The sequence below is a fragment of the Streptomyces sp. NPDC031670 genome (assembly GCF_055580545.1).
In genome coordinates, this window is the sequence record NZ_JBVILC010000001.1 from 240,439 (window position 1) to 263,768 (window position 23,330).

The window sequence follows — 23,330 nt, forward strand, 5'->3', positions numbered from 1 at the left end:
TCGGTGGACATGCTGTGGAGCGGCTGGGGCGATCCGGCCAAGGCGGCACCACTGCCCGGCGAGGTGACGGGGCTGCTGCGGGACCTGCTGGGCGTGCGCCCGGCGGACGCCCCGGCGAAGGAGCTGGCGGCCGTCGCGCCCGCCCCCTCCCGGCTGACCGACGCGGCCCGCGCCGCCCTGGTGGCGGCGGTCGGCGAGGCGCACGTCCGCGGCGACGACGAGACCCGGGTGCGCCACACCCGGGGCAAGTCCACCCCCGACCTGCTGCGCATCCGCTCCGGCGAGGTCACCGACGCGCCGGACGCCGTGGTGCTGCCCGCCGCTCACGACGAGGTCCTGGCCGTCCTCGCGGCCTGCACCGAGCACCGCGTGGCCGTCGTCCCCTTCGGCGGCGGCACCTCCGTCGTCGGCGGACTGGCTCCCCAGGTTCCCGACGGCACCGACGGCACCGACGAGAAGCCTGCCTTCGTCGCGCTCGACCTGCGCCGGATGAACCGCCTGCTCGCCCTCGACGAGGTCTCGCGCACCGCCACCCTGCAACCCGGTCTGCGCGGCCCCGAGGTGGAGGCGCTGCTCGCCGGACGGGGCTACACGCTGGGCCACTTCCCCCAGTCCTTCGAGTGGGCGACGGTCGGCGGGTTCGCCGCCGCCCGCTCCAGCGGCCAGGCCTCGGCGGGCTTCGGACGCTTCGACGACATGGTGACGGCCCTTCAGGTCGCCACCCCGCGCGGCACCCTGGACCTCGGCCGGGCCCCGCGCTCGGCCGCCGGACCGGATCTGCGCCAGCTCGTCCTGGGCTCCGAGGGGGCGTTCGGCGTCATCACCTCGGTGACCGTACGCATCCACCCCACGGCCGCGACCAAGATCTACGAGGGCTGGCGCTTCGCGTCCTTCGCCGAGGGGCGGGCCGCCCTGCGCACCCTCGCCCAGGACGGGCCGCTGCCCACCGTGCTGCGGCTCTCCGACGAGACCGAGACCATGATCGGACTGGCCAAGCCGGACGCCATCGGCAGCGGCCTCTCCGCCGACGCGGGCTGCCTGGCCGTCGTCGGGTACGAGGGCACCGCCGAGGAGGTCGCCCACCGCCGGGCGCGCGCACACACGGCCCTGAGCGCGGCGGGGGGCGAACCGCTCGGCGAGGACCCCGGCACCGGCTGGGCCCACGGCCGCTACAACGCGCCCTATCTGCGCGACGCGCTCCTGGACGCGGGCGCCTTCGCCGAGACGCTGGAGACGGCCGCGTTCTGGTCCGACATCCCGGCCCTGTACGAGGCCGTGCGCACCGCCCTCACCACCACCCTCACCGAGGCGGGCACCCCGCCGCTGGTGATGTGCCACGTCTCGCACGTCTACCCGGCGGGCGCCTCGCTGTACTTCACGGTGGTCAGCGCCCAGGGCGCCGACGCGGTGGCGCACTGGGCCCCGGCCAAGCGGGCGGCCAACGACGCCATCCTCGGCGCGGGCGGCACCATCAGCCACCACCACGGCGTCGGCACCGACCACCGCGACTGGTACGCGCGGGAGATCGGCCCGCTCGGCGTCGAGGTGCTGCACGCGGTCAAGGACCGGCTGGACCCGGCCGGCATCCTCAACCCCGGCATCCTGCTGCCGCCGCTGCCCGCCCACTGAGGCGCGCGGCACCCCACTCCCCCCGCCCGCAAGCACACCGTCGTCGCCCATCGGAGCGTAGCCATGCGACAGTTCACGGCCGTCGTCAACCCCACCGCGGGCGGGTCACAGGGCGCCGCCGCCCTGATCCCGCTGGCCCGGCTGCTGCGTGAGGGAGGCGCGGAGCTGGAGGTCGAGTACAGCCGCGGCCTCGATCACGCGCGCACGCTCGCCCGCCGGGCGGCGGAGCGGGGCCGGGTGGTGCTCGGGGTGGGCGGCGACGGTATGGCGGGCTGCGTGGCGGGGGCTCTGGCCGGAACGGACGCCCTGGTGGGCATCGTGCCGGCCGGGCGCGGCAACGACTTCGCCCGCGCCCTCGCACTGCCCTCCGAGCCCGGCGCGCTGGCCGGGATCCTGCTGCGCGGCGAGCCGAGGAAGGTCGACGCCATCGAGGTCGAGTCGGCCGTGCACGACAAGGTCGCCGTCCTCGGCAGCGTCTACGCCGGGGTGGACGCGGTGGCCAACCGGTACGCCAACGCCTCGCGGCTGCGCGGCGCCGCCTCGTACTACATGGGCGGACTGCGCGCGGTGGCCGGCTGGCGCACCGCCCACTACCGCGTCACGGTCGACGGCACGGTCCACGAGCGCAGCGGCTACAGCGTCATCGCCGCCAACTCCGGGTTCTACGGCTTCGGCCGGCACATCGCGCCCGGCGCGGCCGTGGACGACGGACTGCTGGACGTGGTCATCCTCCACGACTCGCCCCGCAGACTGTTCTTCACCGTCATGAGGGAGCTGGAGGACGGCAGCCATGTCCGCCGCCCCCAGGTGGAGGTCCTGCGCGGGCGCGAGGTGCGCATCGAGGCGGACCGACCGCTGCCGTACGGGGCGGACGGCGAGGTCGAGGCCGTCCTGCCGGTCACCGCGCGCGTCCTGCCGGGAGCCCTCACCCTGCTCGCGTGAGGCGCGCCCCGCACGCCGGGGCGTACCGTCCGCGTTACGGGGAATCCGCTCGGCATGACCACTCAAGCCGAGCGGGAACAGACGCGAACGAACCGGCGTGTCACGGCAGTTCGCGTTCTGATCATGCTGGTGGCGGTCGCAGCGCTGGTGGCGTTCTCCGTCGTGCTCGCCGAGCTGACCCTCACCCCCTCGCCCGCCTCACGGAACATCGCGGGGTCGAACCTGCGGCCCGGCCACTCGCTGCGCGAGTACGCCGACGACTACACCTTCCTCGCCGCCTGCCGGCAGATCGGCGGCAACCTGCTGCTGGGCGTGCCCTTCGGGCTGATCCTGCCGGTGCTGGTGCGGCGGCGGCTGCGGGCGGTACGCGTCCTGCTGTACACGGTCGCCGTGATGGTCTTCGTCGAGCTGGTGCAGGGCGCGCTCGTCGAGGGGCGTGCCTTCGACGTGGACGACGTGCTGCTCAACACCACCGGGGCGCTGCTCGGCTATCTGCTGCTGGGCCGCCGGGTGGGGCGCGGCTTCCACCACCTCGGGGAGCCGCCGCGCGAGGAGCGCAAGGCGGTCCGGACCCGCCGTCCGTGGCGCTTCGGTGAGCGGCGGCCCGCGGTGCCGCGCCGCTGACAGCCCGCGGTAGAGGTGGTGCGCGGCCCCTGCGCCGAGCGCGGGCGGACGAGGGCGGCCCTCCGGGCCGTCACCCGTTCCGCCCTTCCGCGTTCCCGGCGCGCGGCTCTGTCACTACGATCCGGTATGGGCTGGTTCGCCCCCGGGAGCACACCGGCCCGGCCGCGGACTTCCCGCCCGTACGGCCGGATCCGCGAGAGGCAGGCACTCACCCATGCTCACCACCGATTTCGTCACCGGCGCACCCAACTGGCTCGATCTGGGCAGCCCCGACACGGCCTCCTCCGCGGAGTTCTACAGCGGAGTCTTCGGCTGGGACTTCCAGTCCGCGGGCCCCGAGGCCGGCGGGTACGGCTTCTTCCAGAAGGGCGGCCGGACGGTCGCCGCCCTGGGCGCGCTGAACGACGAGGGCGCGAGCCCGGCCTGGACGGTGTACTTCCAGACCCCGGACGCGGACGCCACCGCGAAGGCGGTCGAGCAGGCCGGCGGGACCGTCCGGGTGGCGCCCTTCGACGTCATGGACGCGGGCCGGATGGCGTGCCTCACCGACCCGGGCGGCGCCGAGTTCTCCGTCTGGCAGCCCGCCTCCACCAAGGGCCTTGAGCAGACGTCCCAGGAGGACTCGCTGTGCTGGGCCGAGCTGCACGCCAAGGACGTACCGGCCGCGCTGTCCTTCTACCGCTCGCTCTTCGGCTGGCGCTCCCAGGAGATGGAGGCGCCGGGCATGACCTACACCGTGCTCTCCACCGCCGAGGGCGACCAGCAGGACGCCACGTTCGGTGGACTCGCCACGGCCCGGGAGGGCATGGAGCCGCGGTGGATCCCGTACTTCGCGGTGGCCGACGCCGATGCCACCACCGGCCGGGCGCGCGAGCGGGGCGGCTCGGTGCTCATGCCCCCGGCGGACGTACCGGGCGTCGGGCGCATCGCCTGGCTGTCCGACCCGCACGGCGCGCCCTTCGCCGTCCTCAAGCCCGCGCCGCAGATGGCCTGAGCGCGCCCCCGGGCCTCACATCGGGTACGAGAGCAGCCGCGCGGGGCCGTCCGGCCAGGGCTCGTCGTCGTGCAGCGGTATCCACATGGTCACCAAGGGCATGACGACGGGTCCCGCCGGCTGCTCCACCTCGACGTCCCGGTCGAGGGTCCGCCAGCCCAGGCGGCGGTAGAGGGCGACGAGCGGCGGCCGGCAGAACAGCAGCGCGTGCCGCGGTCCCCTGGTGCGCGCGTGGTCGAGCGCCGCGCCGACGACCAGCCGCGCCAGACCGTGGCCGCGCAGATCGGGGGCGACCGCCACCCCGCCGAGGCCCATCACCGGTGCGCCGACGCCGCCGAGCAACATCCGCAGCGGCAGCAGTCCCGCGTGCGCCACCAGCCGGCCCCCGTGGCGTACACCGAAGTGGTCCTCCTTGGGCAGCCAGGTCAGACCGGTGTGCGCGACCCCGAACGGGTCGGCGCCGCCGCCCAGGATCTCGCTCTGGTCGGCCGGGGTGTATCCGGTCAGCCGCTCCACCGTGGCCGGCGAGAAGAGCGGGGCGGACGTCGGGAACTGTGCGTCATCAGTCATCCCGACATGATCCACTATGGGTCTGGGCCTGGCCGGGGGCGCTCGGGACAGGGCCGCCCACGACCGGCCGCGCCTGTTCGGGACGGCGCGTGCGGACCGGGGTGAACAGCGCCAGTACCGCGACCAGCAGACAGCACACCCCGGCGAGGAAGCACACCGGCCCCGTGCCGTACCGCTGTGCGGCCCAGGTGAGGACGGCCGCGCCGATGGGCGCCGCCGAATAGTGGATGGTCCAGAAGGCCGAGGTGACCCGGCCGAGCAGATGGTCCGGGGTCACCTCCTGCCGCAGCGACATCGAGCAGGTCCCGGAGACACTCACGCAGCCCAGGAAGACGGCGGTGAGGGCCGCGATCCCCGCCGTGCTCCCCGCCGAGCCGACCGCCGCCAGGGCGAGTCCGCAGACCGCGACGCCGCCGGTCCAGGTCACGCCGAAGCCCAGCCGGTGGCGGATCGGGGCGACGAAGAGCGCACCCAGGACCGTGCCCAGCGCGCCGACCGCGAAGACGGTGCCGACGGCGCCGTCGCCCTGTCCGAGGTCGTGCTTGAGGTGGTAGATGATCAGGTCGTTGAGGCCGAGCGTCAGGAAGCTGAACACCGACAGCAGAATCGTCAGGCTGCGCAGCACCGGATGGCTCCGCAGGAACGACACCCCGGCGGCCAACTCCTTGCCCAACGACTCGCGCGGCTGCCCCTGTGATCGCGCGTCCTCGGAGCCGGGACGCCCGGTGAACCGTACGAAGCCGAGGCAGGCGGCCGACACCCCGAAGCTCGCCGCGTCCACGGCGACGGCCGCCGCCGGACCCAGCCAGGCCGCCACCACCCCCGCGAGCAGCGGGCCGACGACCCCGGCCGCCGCGGCCGTGGCGTTCAGCCGCCCGTTGGCCTCGGTGATGCGGTCGCCCGGTACGAGGGCCCGGACGACGGTGACGTAGGTGACGGAGAAGAACATTCCGACGGCCTCGGCCAGCGGCAGGACGACGTACAGCAGCCAGATCTGCGGGCCGAAGGCCCACGCCAGCGGGATCAGCGCGTACAGCACCAGCCGCACCAGGTCGCACGCGATGAGCAGTTTCCTGCGGTCCAGCCGGTCGACCACGATCCCGGCGAACACGCCCGTGCCGACCGCGGCCACACCCGCCGCACCTGTCAGCAGACCCATCTGCGCGACCGAGCCCGTCGCGTGCAGCACCAGCAGCGGGAGCGCGACCAGGGCGAAGGAGTCCCCGACGACGGAGAGGGTCTGCGCGGCCCAGAAGACACCGAAGTCCCGCTCGCGCCACAGCGAACGCGAACGGGCCGACACGGACTCGTCACCGGGGAGTTCAGGCATCCGGGGAGGGTAATACGGGCGCCCGCACCGAGTCCCCTCAATTTCCGTGGGCCCCTCAGGACTTCGGCCTCGCGCGGGCTCCCGTCGTCGGGCGCGCACCGGTGCCCACGCCGTGCCCCGCGCGTCACCTCACAGGTCGTGCACCGGGGTGCGGAGGGCGAGTCGACAGCCGGAGCCGCTCGGCGGCCACGGCCACGTTGTCCGGGCCCTCCGGGCCGATCGCCGGCTGCCGTCGGGTTCCCGTGCGCGGGGCCCGGCGTATGAGCAGACCCGCTGCCGGAACTCCTTCTACCGGTGTCCCTCCCTCCACTCGTCCGCCGACTGCACCGCGCAGTCGGGGCCCGGCGACATGATCGACTCATGGCCGTCGGGGAAGCGGACCCGGTAGGGCGGCGTGCCGTCCTCACCGAGGACCTGGACGATCTCGCCCGTCCTGTCGTGCTGGCCCACGACCCTGCCGTGCTGCACCAGCTGGTCACCCTCGATCGCTCGCATCGAGGCCTCCCTCGGAAGCGGACTGGTCGGTATCTGCATTTTATGACCGTTCACGACCGTCCGGCCCGGTGAGCCCGCCTCTTCCGGCCCGCCCCGGGCCCCGCCGGGGTTGCCCGGGGCGGCCCGGGGCAACCGCAGACCGGGAGGTGCGCCGTGGAGGTGGGAACGGTGACGGTGTCCGGACGGATGCGGGCGCGACAGGCGGCTCGGGGCCCGGTGGTCGAGGGGGCCGCGCGAGCCGGGTTCGTGGCGCGCGGGGTCATTTATCTGCTGGTGGGGCTGCTGGCCGCCCGGGTGGCCACGGGCAGTGACCGCGGTCGGCAGGCCGACCGGGAGGGAGCGCTCGCGGAGATAGGCCACCGGCCGATGGGCACGTTCGTCCTGTGGGCGCTGGCGGTGGCGCTCGCCGGTATGGCGCTGTGGCGGCTGTCCGAAGCGGTCTTCGGCGCCGCCGGGGCCGACGGGCGCAAGGCGCGCAAGCGTCTGCTCTCCGCCGGGCGCTGCGTCTTCTACGGCTTCGTCGCGTACACCGTCTCCACGTACGCGCTCGGCGACCGCCGGAGCGAGGGCGGCTCCAGCGACCGGGCGTCCCAGGACGTCACGGCCCGGCTGCTCGACCTGCCGGGCGGCCGGTGGATGGTGGGCGCGGCCGGGGTCGTCGCGATCGTGGTCGGGGGGTGGATCGCCGCCCGCGCGGCACTGCGCAAGTACCACGACCGGATGCGGCTCGACGAGATGTCGGCGCGCACCCGCCGGATGGTGGACTGCACGGGGGTGGCCGGCGGGGTCGCGCGGGGCGCCGTCTTCACCACCGCCGGCGGCTTCGCCCTGTGGGCCGCGGTCGGCTTCGACCCCGGCCGGGCCAAGGGCATGGACGACACCCTGCGCTCCTTCGCCCACACCCCGGTCGGCCCCTGGCTCCTGATGGTGGTGGCCGCGGGCCTCGCCCTCTTCGGGCTGTTCTCCTTCGCGATGGCCCGCTGGCGCAAGTTCTGAGCCCGGGGGTCCGAAGACCGCGAGTTTCCGAGGCCGCGGGTTCCTGAGCCCGTGGGTTGCGAGCCGAGGGGCCGCCGGGGCGGCTCAGGCGAACTTGTTGCTGGGCACCGGCCCCGTCGACAGCAGCCGGGCGCGCTCGCCCCGGAGCCATGAACCCCGTACGGCCGCGGCGAACTCGGCGAAACGCTCGTCCGGGTCCGCGGGCGTCTGTCCGTCGCCCTCGTCCGGGGCCGGGTCGGCGCCCACGATCTCGGCGGCGAGCAGCGCGTCCGGGCGGGTGTCGGGCTCGGTCCGCTCGGCCTCGCCGTCCTCGCCCGCGCTGAGCCGACCGTCCCAGGGCGCGACCACGGACTGGTGCAGCAGGGCGACGCTGTCGGCGGTGACGGCCGGCGCGTCGGTCCAGTTGCTCGCGTGCTCGTGGAGCACCTGCCCGGGCACCCGCTCATGGAGCTGCACGAGGATCTCGGGGCCGTCCTCCACGGCCGCCAGCTCGTTCAGGTCGTACGCGACGACCACGGTGTCCTCGCGGCTCGGCGCGAACGGCTCGGCGGGCAGCCCGAGGACATCGGCGGCGGCCAGGCCGAGGACCCGGCTGCCGCGGTCGGGCAGCAGCGACACCGAGCGCGGCCCCTGGCCGGCGGCGTCGAGCAGCACCTTCAGCCGCAGCAGTCCCCGCAGGCACTGGTCGTAGGAGTCCTGCACCCAGGCGTACCGGCCGTTCATCCCGGCGCCGAAGCCGTACGGGGAGAGCGTGCCCAGCACCGTACCGCCGAGGACGTACTGCCATCCCCGGAGGTCGACGCGGTCGAGGGCGCCGACGGCTCCGGCGCTCGCGGCGCGCTCCAGCATGTGCCGCTGGCGCTCCCGAGCCGGCAGCCAGACCGGGTCCTGCGGCTCGGGCAGCAGGGCGTGCTGCCGGTTCGCCAGGTCCAGGTCGCCCGCCATCAGGGCGTTGAACACCAGCAGATAGCGGTCGGGCCACTCCTCGAAGCCGCTCTCGTGCCGCACCAGCAGCTCGACCGCCTCGGCGTGCCGGTTCTCGCGCTCGTACGCCGCCACCAGCTCGCGCATCACGTGCGACGCGCCGGGATGGCGGGCCAGCACCGCGCGCAGCGCGGGTACGGCGAGGAAGGGCAGGCCGCGCTCGATGCAGGCGTAGCCGAAGTCGTACAGGGCGCGGTCGTCGTCGGGGCGGGCCGTCACCGCCGCGGCGGCCCGGTCGAGGTCGTCGAAGCCGGCCGCCCGTGCGGCACGCCGGACCACGAGCGCCACCTCGTCCGAGGGCATGTCCTCCCCGGCGCTCCGCAGCAGCCGTACGGCACCGGGCAGGTCTTCCGCGTCGAGGCGCTCCCAGGCCGCGCGGAGTTCGGCGGACTTCGGACGGCGGTGCTTGCGTGAGAACATGGCCATGATCCTCTACGCGGGGGGCACCGTTCTCAACGGTATTTCCACCGGATCGAAACAGACCCGTGTGGGATGTGACTTCGCGGGTACACGCTCCTCGCGTTGGTACGCGTTGGAAGCTTGTACAGGTCGATCGAGGGAGAGATCATGACGACGGTCGAGGTCAGCACCATGGCGGGTCCGCGGAGCCAGGTGGCGCCCGAGCTGCCCCTGGTGGAGTGCCCCGACAAGCTCGCGCCGCGGGACGCACGGGAACTGTCGCGCCTCTTCTTCGAGCAGCTCGCGGTCCTGGAGGAGGGCACGCCCGCCTACCAGTACGCCCGCAACACGCTCATCGAGATGAACATGTCGCTCGTGCGCTTCGCCGCCCGGCGCTTTCGTCAGTACGCGGACGAGATCGAGGACGTCGTCCAGGTGGGCATGATCGGACTGATCAAGGCCATCGACCGGTTCGAGCTGTCGCGCGAGACGCAGTTCGCCACGTTCGCCGTGCCCTATGTCGTCGGGGAGATGAAGCGCTTCTTCCGCGACACGACCTGGGCCGTGCACGTCCCGCGCCGCCTTCAGGAGCGCCGGACGGAGCTGGGCAAGGCGCGGGCCGAGCTGGAGAGCCGCCTCGACCGCTCTCCCACCGTCAAGGAGCTCGCCGCCCTGATGGACATCACGGAGGAGGAGGTCCTGGAAGCCCAGCTGGCTGCCAACGGCTACCACTCCTCGTCCCTCGACGCCGCGCTGTCCGGCAACGAGGAGGAGGGTGAGGCGGCCCTCGCCGACATCATCGGCTGGGAGGACCCGGCCATGGAACTGGTCGAGGACTTCCAGGCCCTCGCCCCCGCGATGGACACCCTGACCGAGCGCGAGCGCTTCGTCGTGCATCTTCGGTTCGTCGAGGAGCGCACCCAGGCGGAGATCGGTGAGACGCTCGGCGTCTCGCAGATGCAGGTGTCCCGCATCCTGCGCCGGATCCTCACCAAGCTGCGCACCGGCATGGGCGTCGTCACGAAGGACTGATCCACCGCCTTCCCAACGCTGCGAGCGAACCGGCGTCGAGACGCATCCGAGCGTCCTGGCGCCGGCTCGCTCGCAGTGGTGTGGGCTCATGCGGAACACCGACCCAGGACGTGGGACGCGGAGACGCAGGACGTCTCAGGAGCGGGGGAACAGACGGCGCGGCAGCCGGGAGACGCGCACAGTGCCGCTCACAGCGGAAGGAAGACCTGGATCCGCTTGCCTCCGGAAGGCAGCAGGCTGACGGTGACGCTGGTCGCCAGGCGGCAGATCATCGGCCATCCGTAACCGCCGGGGGTGAAGTCCTCGCCGGGCTCCTTGGCGGTGGGAAGCGCGTCGCTCGCGTCCTCGACCACCAGCCGCAGCCCCACCCGGTCCGCCATCGCCTCGAAGGCGGTGACGCCGCCGGCGTGCCGCAGCGCGTTGGTCACCAGCTCCGAGGTCACCAGCAGCGCGTCCGCGACCACCGTGTCCCGCGTCGACATCCGCTCCATGGCGGCGCCCAGGAGATCCGTCACACGCCTGCGCGCCTCCGCGGCGTCGACCGGTACCAGACCGGTCTTCCACATCGGAGCCGTTTCCTCATTCACGTCGCTGCCCCCGTCCTGCATGCGCAACCGCCCGCACTCGCACCCTGCGCACCTGCCCAGGGTTCCCAGAAGTCAATCCCCCCTCGCTTGCGCCAGGGGCGGCCCCGTCGCGACGGGGGACGCGACGGGGCCTGGGGTTCCGCGTGCCCCGAAGGGCGAGGATCATGCTCGTGACGCCCGTCACACCCGCGCGGCGCGCGGCGGTCGTTACGAAGACGGTGCGAGCATCCGCTTGCTGATCCACTCCAGAGGACCGTCGCCGAGGGACTTCGCATACTGCCGTCCGCTGTGGTGACCGTTCGGGATCATATACAGATTCGTCTTGACCGGCCCCTTGCCGTACTTGGCGAGAAAGTCCTTCACCTTGCGCTGGCCCGACTCCTTGGTCCCCAGCATGATCGAGAGGTTCACCGTGGGGCCGCCCTTGTCGATCAGATCCTGGGCGAGCTTCTCCGGATTGTTGGCCTGCTCCTCCTTCTCGTATCCCTTCCACAGCGGGGAGTCCGGGCGGGTGTCGGGACCGCCGGCGATGGCCGCGCCGAACCGGCGGGGGTATTGCAGCATCATCTTCATACCGACGTAGCCGCCGGAGGAGGAGCCGAAGAAACCCCAGCCCCTGGGGTCCTTGAACGTACGGAAGTTCTCCCGGACCAGATCCGGCACGTCGTCCGACATCCAGGTACCCATCTTCGGCTGGCCCGGGATGTCACTGCCGTCGTAGTAGTTCTTCTTGTCCGCGTTCAGCACCGGCATGACCACCACGAAGGGCAGGCTGCGGCCCTGCCGCGCCTGCTCGGCGATGGTTTCCTGGAGCTTGAGGTCGGCCCCGTACCAGTAGTTGCTGGGATATCCGTTGCTGCCGGGGAGCGCGATCAGCACCGGAAAGGCGCTGTTCCTGTACTTCTCCTCGAAGTACTGCTTCGGCGCCCAGGCCCAGACCTTCCCCTCGAAACCCGACTTGCGGCCCTTCAGTGTCGTACGGACCACCTTGGTGCCGTCGGCGAGTTCCCGCTGCACCGTCCACTCACGAGGGTTGGTCGGCAACTGCACCTTGCTGTTCACCGGCGTCCGGCTGGGGCTCGTCGGCCTCGCGGCCTGGCCTCCGAAGCTCACCGGCTCACTGTCGTCGGAACAACCGGCGACCAGCAGGGCAGAGCAGAGGGCGAGCACCGCAACCGGTGCCGCGGACGGGCGCTTCATACACCAACTCCGAATCGATGGGCGATGCGCCGCACAGGACGGCACCGGGCGGGGAAGGGTCACCCGCGCCGTACCCAACGCACACACGCCGATCGGAATCCCCGCTCCGGGCGAACAGACGCACGCAGAGCGCACGACGTTCACCGCGACACCCTGTGATCCCACTCACCCATGTCCGCGGCCGTCATGTGCGGCCACCGAGACGGCGTGCGGAGGGGATACGGGGTTTCTCTCATCAACTCTTTAGTGTGCAGGGGATTCGGACGGGCTGCGGTTGTTTGGGTGAGGTGTGTATCTTTTGCGTACTCGCCTGTGCTGTGCCCCGCAGCAAAGGGCCGGCATCCGGCGGCATCATTCAGCACGAGGAAAGCGAACTCCCATGGCGGACGAGCCGGACACCACCACTCTCAAGGACCAGTACGCGGCGCGCGTCACCGCCGACCTGGAGGCCAACCAGCAGGACCAGGCACGCATCCGCGCCGAACTCGACGCCCTCAAGGGCCGGCTCGAAGCCCTGGAGCGCGACCACGGCCTGCTCCAGACCATGCACCACACCCTCAGCGGTGGCTCCGCCACGGCCGCCAGGGCGACCGCCGCGGGCAAGCGCACCCCCGCGAAGACCGCCGACCCGAAGCCCGACACCGCGAAGACCGGCACGGCGAAGACGGCCGCCAGGAAGACCGCCGCCGGGAAGACCGCTTCCGGCACGTCGGCCAAGTCCGCCGCACAGGTCAAGGTGCCCACGCCCCGCTCGAAGAAGAAGAGCGAGGTCAAGACCGAGGCCAGGGCCGCCGTCAAGTCCGAGGTCAAGTCCCCGGCCAAGCCCGCGCGCACCCCGCGCGGTAACACCGCTCCGGCGAAGACCGCTTCCCGGGGCAAGGCGGAGACCTCCGGCCCCACCCTGCGCGAGGTCGTCCTCGGCCTCTTCGCCGGTCACCAGGAGCCGCGTACCGTCGCCGACATCCTCACCGAGCTGACCACCGCCCACCCGGACCGCAGCACCAGCCCCCAGGTGGTCCGCAACACCCTCGAAGCGCTCGTCGCCAAGGGTGAGTTGGAGCGCGAGCGCAAGCAGGGCTCCGTCTTCTACACCGCTCCCGACAAGGGCGCGGCCGGGGCACCCGCCGCCGACGCCGTCCCCGTGCAGGTCTGACCCCGCTCGTCCGCCGGGGTTGGATCGGGTCGATGACACCCTTTCGCTGACCCCGGTGGCCGCGTCGGGCCGCATCCGGAAAAAACCTTCACGTTTTTCGTTATCCGCCACTCCCCCGCCGGTCTCCCACCGTGGAGAAGCAGTCGGCAGCCCCCGGACCGCAGGGGCCCGGGGAGAGTGGACGAGGCGTGAACATGGAGTACGGGACGGCGACGGTCACGGCCGCGCGAGCCGGTGACCAGCAGGCCCAGGACGAGCTCGTCGCGGCCTGTCTGCCGCTGGTCTACAACATCGTCGGGCGAGCGCTGAACGGCCACGCCGATGTCGACGACGTGGTCCAGGAGAGCGTCCTGCGGATGCTCGACGGCCTGACGGGGCTGCGGGACCCGGCCAGCTTCCGGTCGTGGGTGGTGGCCATCACCATGAACCAGCTGCGCGCGTACTGGCAGCGTGCCCGCACCCGGCCGGACGGCACCAACATCCAGGAGACGAGCGACCTGCCCGACCCGGGCGCCGACTTCGTCGATCTCACGATCCTGCGGCTCGGGCTCTCCGGACAGCGCAGGGAGGCCGCCGAGGCCACCCGCTGGCTGGAGCCCGAGGACCGGGGACTGCTCTCGCTGTGGTGGCTGGAGACGGCCGGGTATCTGACCCGCGCCGAGGTGGCCGCGTCCCTGGAACTGTCCCCCCAGCACACCGCCGTACGCGTACAGCGCATGAAGGAGCGGCTCGACGCGTCGCGCCAGGTGGTGCGGACGTTGGCACATGTCTCGCACTGCCATGAGCTGACCGGGCTCCTGTCGCTGTGGGACGGTGTGCCCTCCGCCCTGTGGCGCAAGCGCGTCACCCGGCACACGCGTGCGTGCCCGGTGTGCTCGGGTTACGGCAGCGGACTCGTACCGCCGGAGGGGCTGCTCGCGGGGCTCGCCCTGGTGCCGGTGGCATCGGCGGCCGGTCTGTTCGCCGCCCTGGCCGCACACCGGGCTTCGGGAACCGCACCCATGGCCTGCACCGGAGCGGCCTCCACGGACCCCGGTACGGCACCGCGACCGCGGACGCCCGGCCGCCATCGCCAGGCACCCCGCGGCCATGACGCCCAGGCCGAACCGGCCACCCGCGGCGAGCTGCGCCGCGACCGGGACCGCGCACGGCGGCGCCGCCGTGCCGCCGCGGTGCTCGCGGGCGCCACCGCGATAGGCGGCCTGACCGTGGCCATCCACCTCTCGACCGAACCGTCGACGCCCGGCCACACCGTCGCGGACGCCCCGGCCGACAGCACGGTCACGGCGGCGGCCCCCGACGGAGCCACCGCCACCGCTCCCTCGCCCACCCGACCGGCCAACTCCCCCTCCCCGAAGGCGAGTTCGTCACCTTCGCCGAGCCGCTCGGCCACCTCACCGAAGCCGACGGCGCACAGCCCCGCACCGCACACCGCCGCCGCACGGCCCCCCGCCTCGCACACCCCCGCCGTACCCAACGGCCTCGCCCGGCAGGGCTCGGACGCCCAGCAGGTGATCGCCCTGGTCAACGGCGAGCGCGCCAAGAACGGCTGCGGTCCCGTGACCGGGAACTCCCAGCTCGCCACGGCCGCACAGCGCCACTCCGACAACATGGCCGCCCAAAGCTTCTTCGACCACACCGACCCGAGCGGGGCGGGCCCGGGCGAACGTATCCACGCCGCCGGCTACCAGTGGTCCACCTACGGCGAGAACATCGCCCGGGGGCAGCAGACCCCGGCCGACGTCATGAACTCCTGGATGAACAGCCCAGGACACCGCGCGAACATCCTCAACTGCGCCTTCAAGGAGCTGGGCGTGGGCATCCACAGCGGCCCCGGGGGCCCGTGGTGGACCCAGGACTTCGGCACGCGCATGTGAGGCGCCGCCGCCCGCGCGCTCAGGTGGCCCCGAGCGCGCGGGCCCGGGCGATGAGCAGGGCCACGTCGTCGTGGGTGTCCGGGCGGCGCAGGGCGGCGAGCAGGAAGTCGCAGGTGTCCTCCAGCGGGCGGCTGGGGCCGGTCAGCAGGTCGGTGAGGGTGGCCAGCCGGGTGTCGATGTCCTGGTCGCGGGTCTCGATCAGGCCGTCGGTGTACAGGACGAGATCGTCCCCCGGGTCGAGGCTGACGGCGGTGGTCGAGAACGGGACGCCGCCCACACCCAGCGGTGCTCCGGTGGGCAGGTCGAGGAGCCGGGGCGGGCGGCCGGGCCGCAGGTGCACCGGTGGCGGGTGCCCGGCGACGGCGATGTGGCACAGATGGGTGTGCGGGTCGTAGAGGGCGTACACACAGGTCGCCGTGGCGTCCCCCAGATCGGCGGTGGCGGCGTCCAGATGGGTCAGTACGGTGGCCGGGTCCAGGTCGAGCCGGGCCAGGGCGCGGGCGGTGGCGCGCAGTTGGCCCATGGTGGCGGCGGCGTTGATGCCGCTTCCCATCACATCGCCGACGACGAGCGCCGTACGGTCGCCGCTGAGGGCGATGACGTCGAACCAGTCGCCACCGGTCTCGTCGTCGGCGGCGGCCGGCTGGTAGCGGTAGGCGATGTCCAGTCCACTGGGGGCGGCGGGGCGCTGGGGCAGCAGATGGCGTTGGAGCATGAGCGCCGTCTCGCGCTGGCGCTGGTACCAGCGGGCGTTGTCGATGGACACGGCCGCGCGGGCGGCGAGTTCGGTGGCGAGCAGGACGTCGTCCTTGCTGAAGGGGGCGGGGTTGCGGGCCCGCTTGAGGTCGAGGGCGCCCAGGACCTGGCCGCGGGCGATGAGGGGCACGGCCAGGTAGGAGTGGACTCCGGCGGCGGCGAGCAGGTGCACGGCGTCCGCGTCGCGCGCGATGCGGGGCAGGTCCTGGGGGCGCACCTTCGGGACGAGGACGGGGCGGCCGGTGCGGGCGCACTGCGTGACCAGCCGGGTGGGGCCGTACAGGGCGACGTCACCGACCGGGTCGGCGGCGGCGGTGGCCTCGGTCGGGTAGGCGGCGTTGAGCGCCAGCGCGCGGAACCGCACGGCCCCGTTGTCCGCCTCCCCCGGCCGGGGGCCGGCCAGGACGGTGTCGAGCACGTCCACGGCCGCGATGTCGGCGACCTCCGGGACGGCGACGTCGGCCAGCTCGCGGGCCGTCACCTCCAGGTCGAGGGTGGTGCCGATCCGTACCGAGGCGTCCGCGATCAGCGAGAGGCGGCGCCGGGCCTGGGCGGCGGAGACGGCGGTCTCGTGCTGCTCGGTCACGTCGACCACGGACACCGCGGCCCCCAGCACATGCCCGGCCTGGTCGTCGAGCCGGTACACCGACACCAGCCAGGCGTGGTCGCGCTCGGGGTCGGCGGCGGTGCGCCCGGTGGTGAACTCGTCCAGTACCGGCCGCCCCGACGCCATCACCTCCCGCATCCGCTCCTCGACGGCGGCCCCGTCCAGGAACGGCAGGACGTCGACGATCCGGCGCCCCAGGTGCTCCTCGGCGGAGACACCGTTGATGCGTTCGAGGGCGGGGTTCACCAGGACGTACCGCAGCTCGGTGTTGAGGACCGCGAGGCCGATGGGCGACTGGTCCACCAGGCGCAGGGAGAGCGCCAGATCGCGTTCCACCCGCCGCAGGGTCGCCTGCTCGGAGGCGAGGCCCAGCGCGAACATCCGGCCGTTGTCGGCTTCCAGGCGTACGTTGCGGAACTCCACGAGCTGCGTACTGCCGTCCTTGTGCCGTATGGGGAACACACCCGCCCAGGTGCCCTCGCCGGACATCACCTGGGTGAACAGCTCCAGCACCACATGGCGGTGTTCCTCGGAGACCAGCAGTTTCGCGGCGAACTGCCCGAGTGCCTCCTCGGCGGTGTACCCGTACACCCGCTTGGCCTGCGGGCTCCACAGCCGGATACGCCCCTCGTCGTCCAGGACGACCGCGGCCACCCCCAGCACGTCCAGCAGGCCGCCCGCCACCAGCGACGGGTCGCCCGCCCCCGAACGGGCCGGGAAGGACTGCGCATCAGCCATCACCGGCCTCCTCACCCGTCCGCCCCTGCGCGGGACACGCCCGCTGACCGGGCCCGGGCCGATCGGCACGACTTTCCGCCTTCCATGCTGCGCCCCGACGCCCGGGCGTGCGACCGGGCGGGGGCCGTGCGGGGCGGTCCGGCGGACCGGATGCGGCCGGGGCGCCCGGCGCGGGGCGGCCGGAAGCGGCCACGGGCCGGATACGCCGAACGGGGCGAGGAGCGGTGCCGGGCGCGTCCCGGGCCGCTCGCGGTCACTTCCCCCGGTCGCTCCGGCGCCGCAGCACGAAGATCACGGCCGTCACGGCCACCGCGGCCGGGACGAGCTGCCGGGGCCGTACGCGCACGGCCAGCGCGGCCAGCGCCGCCGCCCGGCGTACGGGCGCGGGGGTGAGGTCCCGGACCGTGCGGCCCGCCTGGCCGACCGCCCGCTGCGCCCCGGACGCCGCCGTGCTCGTACGGTTCGTCACGCCCTCGGCGCGTTGCTTCATGTCCGCCTCGGCCGCGAGCCTGGCCGCACTGTCGCTGATGCCCATCGGTGCCTCTCTCTCGATCCACGGGTTTCTCCCGCTGCGTTCCGGGTCACCCTGGGAGAGCGGCTCAAACCGGGCGCGGGCCGGTGCTCACCCGGGTTGCCGTACGGATCGCGGAAGCGGAACGGTCCGGGGGCGACGGGCGCCCCGGGTCCGAGCCCCGACGGGGCACTAGAGCGCCGATCATTGGGCACTCTTCCTGCGGGGCGCCCCCACGGGCGCCCGGAGCACCAGCAGTGGCGAAGGACGGGTGAACCCATGAGACCGGACACGACCGACGCGTACGACGGGTCCGCCGCCGGGGGCAGACGGTTCGCCGTCGCGGCGAGGCGGACCGCCGGGGCGGCGGTGCTCTCGCTCACCGGCGAGCTGGACCACGACACGGTGGAGCCGCTGCGTACCGCGCTCGCCGAGCAGATCGCGGCGGCTCCGGCCCGGATCGTGGTCGACTGCGCCGGGCTGCGGTTCTGCGACTCGACCGGGCTCAATGTGCTGCTGCGGGCGCGGGCCTCGGCCACCCAGACGGACGGCCCCGTCATCGAGCTGGCGGCGCTGCAGCCGCCGGTGGCCCGGATGTTCGAAATCACCGGTGCGGACGCGGTGTTCCGTGTCCACACCGATCTTGACGAGGCGCTCGCGGGCCGGCCGCCCGGGTAGCGGAGGAGTTGATGGGAGACACGAGCCGGACCGGACGGAGTCAGATCCGCCGCCTTGAGCTCTTCGGGACGAAGGGCGTGGTGACGCGCTGCCGCGACTTCACCGCGCGGGCCCTGGCCGACTGGGGGTGGACCACGGCGGAGCCCGACGTGGACCGTGAGCGCGCGGACGACGTGCTCCTCCTGGTCTCCGAGGTGGTCACCAACGCCTGCCTGCATGCGGGCGGCCCCCGGGAGCTGGTACTGCGCCATGAGGAGGGCCGGCTGCGGGTCGAGGTCGCCGACGGCAGCCCGCACGCCCCCGCACGCCGCCCCCGGGCGCCCTCGCTGCCCGGCGGCCACGGTCTGATGGTGCTGGACCGGCTGGCCGAGGAGTGGGGCTCGACACCGCTGGGGGCGGGGAAGGTGGTCTGGCTGGAGGTCGCGCTGCCGTCGTGGGCTGAGCGCGGGCACCCGCCGAGGGCCCGCTGCTCGCCGGAGAGCGACTGAGGGGACTGAGGGGTGGCCGGACTTCCGCCGGTGCCGGGCTCTTCAGGGGTTGCCGGGCTTCCGGGTGCCACCGGGGCGTGAGCAGGCCGGACGGTCGGCGAGGGCAGCCCTCAGGGCCACGCTTTCGCCGGGCTGCCCGGGGGCGTCCGCGTCGGGCGCGTCCTCCAGCAGGCCCGTCCGCAGCCGGTCCAGGATCTGGGCCAGCAGCCGCGAGACATGCATCTGGGAGAGTCCCACCCTGGCGCCTATCTCCGCCTGCGTCAGCTCTTCGCCGAACCGGAGGGACAGCAGGGTGCGCTCGCGGTCCGTGAGGCCCGCGATGAGCGGCTTGAGGGACTCCAGCGCGTCGATGACCTCGAAGGCGCCCTCCTCCTCGCCCAGCCTGCACAGCGGACCGGTGCCGGCGCTGTCGTCGTCGGGGAAGTCCAGCGACCGCGTCATATAGCCGTTGGCCGCCCGCTCGCCCTCGACGACCTCGGCTTCCGGCACCCCGAGACGCGCCGCGAGCTCCGCCGTCGTCGGTGGCCGCCCCAGCTCCTGGCCGAGCGACTCCACCGCCCCGGCCCGCCGCAGACGCAGCTCCTGGAGGCGGCGGGGCACCTGGACGGCCCAGGTGGTGTCCCGGAAGAACCTCTTCATCTCGCCGGTGATGGTGGGCAGCGCGAACGAGGAGAACTCGACCCCCCGCTCCACGTCGAAGCGGTTGATCGCCTTGATCAGGCCGACGGTGCCGACCTGGACGATGTCCTCCATCGGCTCGGCCCGGTTGCGGAACCGCCGCGCCGCGAACCTGACCAGGCTGAGGTTGAGTTCGACCAGGGTGTTCCGTACGTACGCGTGCTCCGGTGTGCCCTCGTCGAGCTCGGCGAGGCGGCGGAACAGGGTCTCGGAGAGGGACTGCGCGGCGTCGGTGCTCAGCTCCTGCGGCCGGACGGTCTCGGGTATGCCGTCCAGCGCACGTCGCCGTACCGCCGACGCGGGTGCCGCCGCCGGCGGCTGCGTGCGGAGGGTGGGTTCACGGGCGGTGCGCATGGTGCTCCTTCGACGGGGCGGGGCCCGCGCCGCCGGGCGGCGGAGGTCCGTCGGCCGAGCGTCCTGACCGGATGATGCCCGTTTTGCTGCACTTTGATGCCGATGGCGATTGATTCGCCCCAGACCGGGGCACCCGGCCGGTATGCATCGTGGCCAAGCCAAGGAACGCATGACGGAAAGCCGCCGGTTCAGCCTGGAGAAGGGACCCGGCGTAGTGGGCCAGTGCCGCGACCTCACCCGCCAGGTCCTGGAGCAGTGGCTCGGTCCCCGTGGCGCGCGGGAGGGGGCCGCCGTGGACGACGTACTGCTGCTGGTCTCCGAGGTGGTCACCAACGCGTGTACGCACGGTGACGGACCCTATGAGCTCCGGATCGACCACTCGGACGACAAGGTGCGGGTGCGGGTCAGCGACAACAGCCCCGAGCGACCGCGGCCCCAGGCCGCACACCGCCCCGCCCGGTCCTCGGGACACGGCCTCTATCTGCTGAAGAGGCTCTCCTCGGCCTGGGGCTGGGTGCCTCGCGGGCGCGGGAAGACGGTGTGGTTCGAGGTACCGGTGTCCCGGTCGCACGGTATGGCCCTCTGAGCCGCCCTCGCGACGGTCCTTCGAGGCCGTCCGTCACGGGGGCACGCGGGCCGCGCCCCGGGATGTCGGCGCGGGCCGATCGTGCCAGAGTGGAGGCGCCCGTCGAGTTCGCCGCACGCGCGAACCCCCGCACGCGCGCGCCGCTCACGGGCCGTGCGTGCCGACGGCTCGATGCGAGGTTGCGATGGACGTCCCCGCCCCCGGCGACCGCTCCCCGGACACCCCGGCGGGCCCGGCGGAGGACGCGCTGCGCAGACTCCTCGCGGGACTCACCGCCGTACGGGACGGGGATCTGTCCGCGCGTCTGCCCGCCGAGGAGGGCGGTCTCCTCGGGGAGATCGCGACCATCTACAACGGGATGGTGGAACAGCTCTCCCTGGTCACCTCCGAGGTCACCCGGGTGGCCCGCGAGGTCGGCGGACAGGGGCTGCTCGGCGGCCACGCCAGGGAGCCCCGGGTGCGGGGTGTGTGGCTGGAGCTGACCTCCGGTGTGAACACCATGGCCGACAACCTCACCTCCCAGGTGCGCTCCATCGCGCAGGTCGCCACGGCGGTGGCGCGCGGCGACCTCACCCAGAAGATCCGGGTGGACGCGCGCGGCGAGATCCTGGAGCTGAAGGAGACCATCAACACCATGGTCGACCGCCTCTCCTCCTTCGCGGAGGAGGTCAGCCGGGTGGCCCGGGAGGTGGGCACCGACGGCAAGCTCGGCGGTCAGGCGACCGTACGCGGTGTGTCGGGCACCTGGAAGGACCTGACGGACAACGTCAACTCCATGGCGGGCAACCTGACCAGTCAGGTGCGCAACATCGCGCAGGTCACCACGGCCGTGGCGGGCGGCGACCTGACGCGCAGGATCGACGTGGACGCGCGCGGGGAGATCCTGGCACTCAAGACCACCATCAACACGATGGTCGACCAGCTGTCTTCGTTCGCCGCCGAGGTGACCCGGGTCGCCCGGGAGGTGGGCAGTGAGGGCCGGCTCGGCGGGCAGGCGGAGGTGGAGGGTGTCTCCGGCACCTGGAAGCGGCTCACCGAGAACGTCAACGAGCTGGCCGGGAACCTCACCCGGCAGGTCCGCGCGATCGCCGAGGTGACCAGCGCCGTCGCCGAGGGGGACCTCACCCGCTCGATCACGGTCGACGCCCCCGGCGAGGTGGGCGAACTGAAGGACAACATCAACGCGATGGTCGAGTCGCTGCGGGCCACCACCCGGGCCAACGAGGCGCAGGACTGGCTGAAGACCAACCTCGCCCGGGTGTCCGGGCTGGCGCAGGGCACGTCCGGTCTGCCGGAACTCGCCGAGCTGATCATGAGCGAGGTGCCGCCGCTGGTGGGCGCGCAGTACGGCGCCTTCTTCCTGACCCATGACAGCCCGCACGGCACCGAGCTGGTCATGACCGCCTCCTACGGCTCCCCCGACGATCCCGCGGCGGGCCCCCGCCGCTTCCTCCTGGGCCAGTCGCTGGTGGGCGAGGCGGCCCGCAGACGGCGTACGGTCGTCGTCGATCAGGTACCGCCCGGTTACGCCACGATCGCCTCCGGCACCGGCCGGGCCGACCCCGGCCAGCTGATCATCCTGCCGGTGGTCGTCGAGGAGCAGGTGCTCGGCGTGGTGGAACTGGCCGCGCTGCGCCCCTTCAGCGAGCTGCACCGGGACTTCCTGGACCGGTTCATCGAGACGGTGGGCGTCAACGTCGGTTCGCTCATCGCCACTGTCCGCACCGACCAACTGCTCGGGAAGTCGCAGCGGCTCACCGCCGAACTGCGCGCCCGCTCCCAGGAGTTGCAGGAACAGCAGCAGGAGCTCCAGCGCTCCAACGCCGAGCTGAAGGAGAAGGCCGCACTGCTGGCCGACCGCAACCGGGACATCGAGGGGAAGAACCTGGAGATCGAGCAGGCCCGCCAGGAGCTGGAGGTCCGGGCCCAGCAGCTGTCGCGCACCTCGATGTACAAGTCGCAGTTCCTCGCGAACATGAGCCATGAGCTGCGCACTCCGCTCAACAGCCTGCTCATCCTGGCCCGGCTGCTGGCCCAGAACCCGGAGGGGAACCTGACGGAGAAGCAGGTCGACTACGCCGAGGTCATCCACTCCGCCGGCTCCGACCTGCTCCAGCTCATCAACGACATCCTGGATCTGTCCAAGGTCGAGGCCGGGAAGATGGACATCCGCCCCGAGCGGTTCGCGCTGCGGCAGTTGCTCGACTACCTGGGTGCCACGTTCCGTCCGGTGGCCGCCGAACGCTCCCTGGACTTCCGTATCGTGGCCGCCCCCGGCATCCCCGACGAGCTCACCACCGACGAGGCCCGGCTGCGCCAGATCCTGCGCAACCTGCTCTCCAACGCCCTGAAGTTCACCGAGAGCGGCCATGTCCAGCTCGACATCCACAACGCCGGCGCCGACGAACTCCCGCAGGCCCTGCGCTCCTCGGGTCCCGCGCTCGCCTTCCGGGTCACCGACACCGGGGTGGGCATCCCCGAGGACCGTCTGGAGAGCGTCTTCGGCGCCTTCCACCAGGGCGACGGCACCGCCGCCCGGCGCTACGGGGGCACGGGCCTGGGACTGTCCATCAGCCGGGAGGTGGCCCGGCTGCTCGGAGGGGTGATCGTGGCGGAGAGCGCGGTGGGCCGGGGCAGCACCTTCACGCTCTACATGCCGCTCCGTGGCGAGACCGGCCACCGGGTGGACGGTCTCGCCGCGGAGCGGCCCGTACCGGTGGCCGCGACGGGCGGTACCGCCCAGCCGTCCGGGCACACCGTCCTGGTCATCGACGACGACGCCCGCAACGTCTTCGCGCTCACCCAGATCCTCGAACGTGCCGGGATGGTGGTGCTGACGGCCGCCGGGGGCCAGGCCGGGATCGATCTGCTGGCCTCGCGCGACGACGTGGACCTGGTGGTGATGGACGTGATGATGGCCGGGATGGACGGTTACGCGGCCACCGCGGAGATCCGGCGCCGGCCCCGCTCCGCCCACCTCCCCATCATCGCGGTGACCGCGAAGGCGATGCCCGGGGAGCGCGCCAAGGCGCTCGCGGCGGGGGTGGACGAGTACGTCGCCAAACCGGTGGACGCGGACCGGCTGCTGGCCGTCATCCGCGACCACCTCAGCAAGGAGTGAC

The 23,330-nt window shown here is 73.0% G+C and carries 21 protein-coding genes; 12 read left to right on the top strand and 9 right to left on the bottom strand.

The window, feature by feature from the left end:
- Nucleotides 1-3 precede the first annotated feature (3 nt).
- From ACZ5ID_RS01055 to ACZ5ID_RS01070, 4 genes are all read left to right on the top strand, one after another.
- Nucleotides 4-1,629, top strand: a complete 1,626-nt coding sequence (locus ACZ5ID_RS01055; RefSeq protein ID WP_468892232.1) for an FAD-binding oxidoreductase — start codon at nucleotides 4-6, stop codon at nucleotides 1,627-1,629.
- Between the two features lie 63 nt (nucleotides 1,630-1,692).
- Nucleotides 1,693-2,571, top strand: coding sequence for a diacylglycerol/lipid kinase family protein (locus tag ACZ5ID_RS01060; RefSeq protein ID WP_468892234.1), 879 nt, complete (start codon nucleotides 1,693-1,695; stop codon nucleotides 2,569-2,571).
- A gap of 123 nt (nucleotides 2,572-2,694) precedes the next feature.
- Complete coding sequence (locus ACZ5ID_RS01065) at nucleotides 2,695-3,195, top strand: VanZ family protein (protein WP_468893132.1); 501 nt, start codon at nucleotides 2,695-2,697, stop codon at nucleotides 3,193-3,195.
- Between the two features lie 214 nt (nucleotides 3,196-3,409).
- Nucleotides 3,410-4,189, top strand: coding sequence for a VOC family protein (locus ACZ5ID_RS01070; RefSeq protein ID WP_468892236.1), 780 nt, complete (start codon nucleotides 3,410-3,412; stop codon nucleotides 4,187-4,189).
- A gap of 15 nt (nucleotides 4,190-4,204) precedes the next feature.
- Here the strand turns inward: ACZ5ID_RS01070 and ACZ5ID_RS01075 are convergent, their stop codons facing one another.
- From ACZ5ID_RS01075 to ACZ5ID_RS01085, 3 genes are all read right to left on the bottom strand, one after another.
- Nucleotides 4,205-4,759: a GNAT family N-acetyltransferase gene (locus tag ACZ5ID_RS01075; protein ID WP_468892238.1), complete on the bottom strand. Its 555-nt coding sequence runs from the start codon at nucleotides 4,757-4,759 to the stop codon at nucleotides 4,205-4,207.
- Entirely contained in the window at nucleotides 4,752-6,089 is a 1,338-nt protein-coding gene (locus tag ACZ5ID_RS01080) for an MFS transporter (RefSeq protein ID WP_468892240.1), read from the bottom strand. The genes ACZ5ID_RS01075 and ACZ5ID_RS01080 overlap by 8 nt, the downstream gene beginning before the upstream one ends.
- 288 nt (nucleotides 6,090-6,377) lie before the next feature.
- Entirely contained in the window at nucleotides 6,378-6,584 is a 207-nt protein-coding gene (locus ACZ5ID_RS01085; protein WP_468892242.1) for a DUF1918 domain-containing protein, read from the bottom strand.
- Nucleotides 6,585-6,737: 153 nt separating this feature from the next.
- Between ACZ5ID_RS01085 and ACZ5ID_RS01090 the strand changes: the two genes are divergently transcribed.
- Complete coding sequence (locus tag ACZ5ID_RS01090; RefSeq protein WP_468892244.1) at nucleotides 6,738-7,580, top strand: DUF1206 domain-containing protein; 843 nt, start codon at nucleotides 6,738-6,740, stop codon at nucleotides 7,578-7,580.
- 84 nt (nucleotides 7,581-7,664) lie between these two features.
- On the opposite strand, the gene ACZ5ID_RS01095 is transcribed toward ACZ5ID_RS01090, so the two are convergent.
- The gene (locus ACZ5ID_RS01095) at nucleotides 7,665-8,984 is read right to left on the bottom strand and encodes a tetratricopeptide repeat protein (protein WP_468892246.1); all 1,320 of its coding nucleotides are present in this window, start codon (nucleotides 8,982-8,984) and stop codon (nucleotides 7,665-7,667) included.
- 147 nt (nucleotides 8,985-9,131) lie between these two features.
- Between ACZ5ID_RS01095 and ACZ5ID_RS01100 the strand changes: the two genes are divergently transcribed.
- A complete protein-coding gene (locus ACZ5ID_RS01100; protein ID WP_468892248.1) occupies nucleotides 9,132-9,995 on the top strand; it encodes a SigB/SigF/SigG family RNA polymerase sigma factor in 864 nt (287 codons plus the stop codon).
- Nucleotides 9,996-10,183: 188 nt separating this feature from the next.
- Here ACZ5ID_RS01100 and ACZ5ID_RS01105 read toward each other — a convergent pair whose 3' ends face one another.
- Nucleotides 10,184-10,561: an ATP-binding protein gene (locus tag ACZ5ID_RS01105; protein ID WP_468892250.1), complete on the bottom strand. Its 378-nt coding sequence runs from the start codon at nucleotides 10,559-10,561 to the stop codon at nucleotides 10,184-10,186.
- A gap of 228 nt (nucleotides 10,562-10,789) precedes the next feature.
- On the bottom strand, nucleotides 10,790-11,782 hold the full coding sequence (locus ACZ5ID_RS01110; protein WP_468892252.1) for an alpha/beta hydrolase: 993 nt from the start codon (nucleotides 11,780-11,782) through the stop codon (nucleotides 10,790-10,792).
- Between the two features lie 379 nt (nucleotides 11,783-12,161).
- Between ACZ5ID_RS01110 and ACZ5ID_RS01115 the strand changes: the two genes are divergently transcribed.
- Together ACZ5ID_RS01115 and ACZ5ID_RS01120 are read left to right on the top strand one after the other, a co-directional pair.
- The gene (locus tag ACZ5ID_RS01115) at nucleotides 12,162-12,935 is read left to right on the top strand and encodes a hypothetical protein (protein WP_468892254.1); all 774 of its coding nucleotides are present in this window, start codon (nucleotides 12,162-12,164) and stop codon (nucleotides 12,933-12,935) included.
- Between the two features lie 188 nt (nucleotides 12,936-13,123).
- Nucleotides 13,124-14,812, top strand: a complete 1,689-nt coding sequence (locus ACZ5ID_RS01120; protein ID WP_468892256.1) for a sigma-70 family RNA polymerase sigma factor — start codon at nucleotides 13,124-13,126, stop codon at nucleotides 14,810-14,812.
- Between the two features lie 19 nt (nucleotides 14,813-14,831).
- Here the strand turns inward: ACZ5ID_RS01120 and ACZ5ID_RS01125 are convergent, their stop codons facing one another.
- A complete protein-coding gene (locus ACZ5ID_RS01125) occupies nucleotides 14,832-16,913 on the bottom strand; it encodes a SpoIIE family protein phosphatase (protein WP_468892258.1) in 2,082 nt (693 codons plus the stop codon).
- 253 nt (nucleotides 16,914-17,166) lie between these two features.
- A complete protein-coding gene (locus tag ACZ5ID_RS01130; protein ID WP_468892260.1) occupies nucleotides 17,167-17,448 on the bottom strand; it encodes a hypothetical protein in 282 nt (93 codons plus the stop codon).
- A gap of 255 nt (nucleotides 17,449-17,703) precedes the next feature.
- Between ACZ5ID_RS01130 and ACZ5ID_RS01135 the strand changes: the two genes are divergently transcribed.
- Both ACZ5ID_RS01135 and ACZ5ID_RS01140 read left to right on the top strand, forming a co-directional pair.
- Nucleotides 17,704-18,102, top strand: a complete 399-nt coding sequence (locus ACZ5ID_RS01135) for an STAS domain-containing protein (RefSeq protein WP_468892262.1) — start codon at nucleotides 17,704-17,706, stop codon at nucleotides 18,100-18,102.
- Between the two features lie 11 nt (nucleotides 18,103-18,113).
- Nucleotides 18,114-18,590, top strand: coding sequence for an ATP-binding protein (locus ACZ5ID_RS01140; RefSeq protein ID WP_468892264.1), 477 nt, complete (start codon nucleotides 18,114-18,116; stop codon nucleotides 18,588-18,590).
- 42 nt (nucleotides 18,591-18,632) lie between these two features.
- Here ACZ5ID_RS01140 and ACZ5ID_RS01145 read toward each other — a convergent pair whose 3' ends face one another.
- Nucleotides 18,633-19,622, bottom strand: a complete 990-nt coding sequence (locus ACZ5ID_RS01145) for a SigB/SigF/SigG family RNA polymerase sigma factor (RefSeq protein ID WP_468892265.1) — start codon at nucleotides 19,620-19,622, stop codon at nucleotides 18,633-18,635.
- A 169-nt stretch (nucleotides 19,623-19,791) separates the two neighbouring features.
- Here ACZ5ID_RS01145 and ACZ5ID_RS01150 point away from each other — a divergent pair, with 169 nt between their 5' ends.
- Both ACZ5ID_RS01150 and ACZ5ID_RS01155 read left to right on the top strand, forming a co-directional pair.
- Nucleotides 19,792-20,208, top strand: a complete 417-nt coding sequence (locus ACZ5ID_RS01150; protein WP_468892267.1) for an ATP-binding protein — start codon at nucleotides 19,792-19,794, stop codon at nucleotides 20,206-20,208.
- Nucleotides 20,209-20,392: 184 nt separating this feature from the next.
- Nucleotides 20,393-23,329: a hybrid sensor histidine kinase/response regulator gene (locus tag ACZ5ID_RS01155; protein WP_468892269.1), complete on the top strand. Its 2,937-nt coding sequence runs from the start codon at nucleotides 20,393-20,395 to the stop codon at nucleotides 23,327-23,329.
- Nucleotide 23,330: the final 1 nt, after the last annotated feature.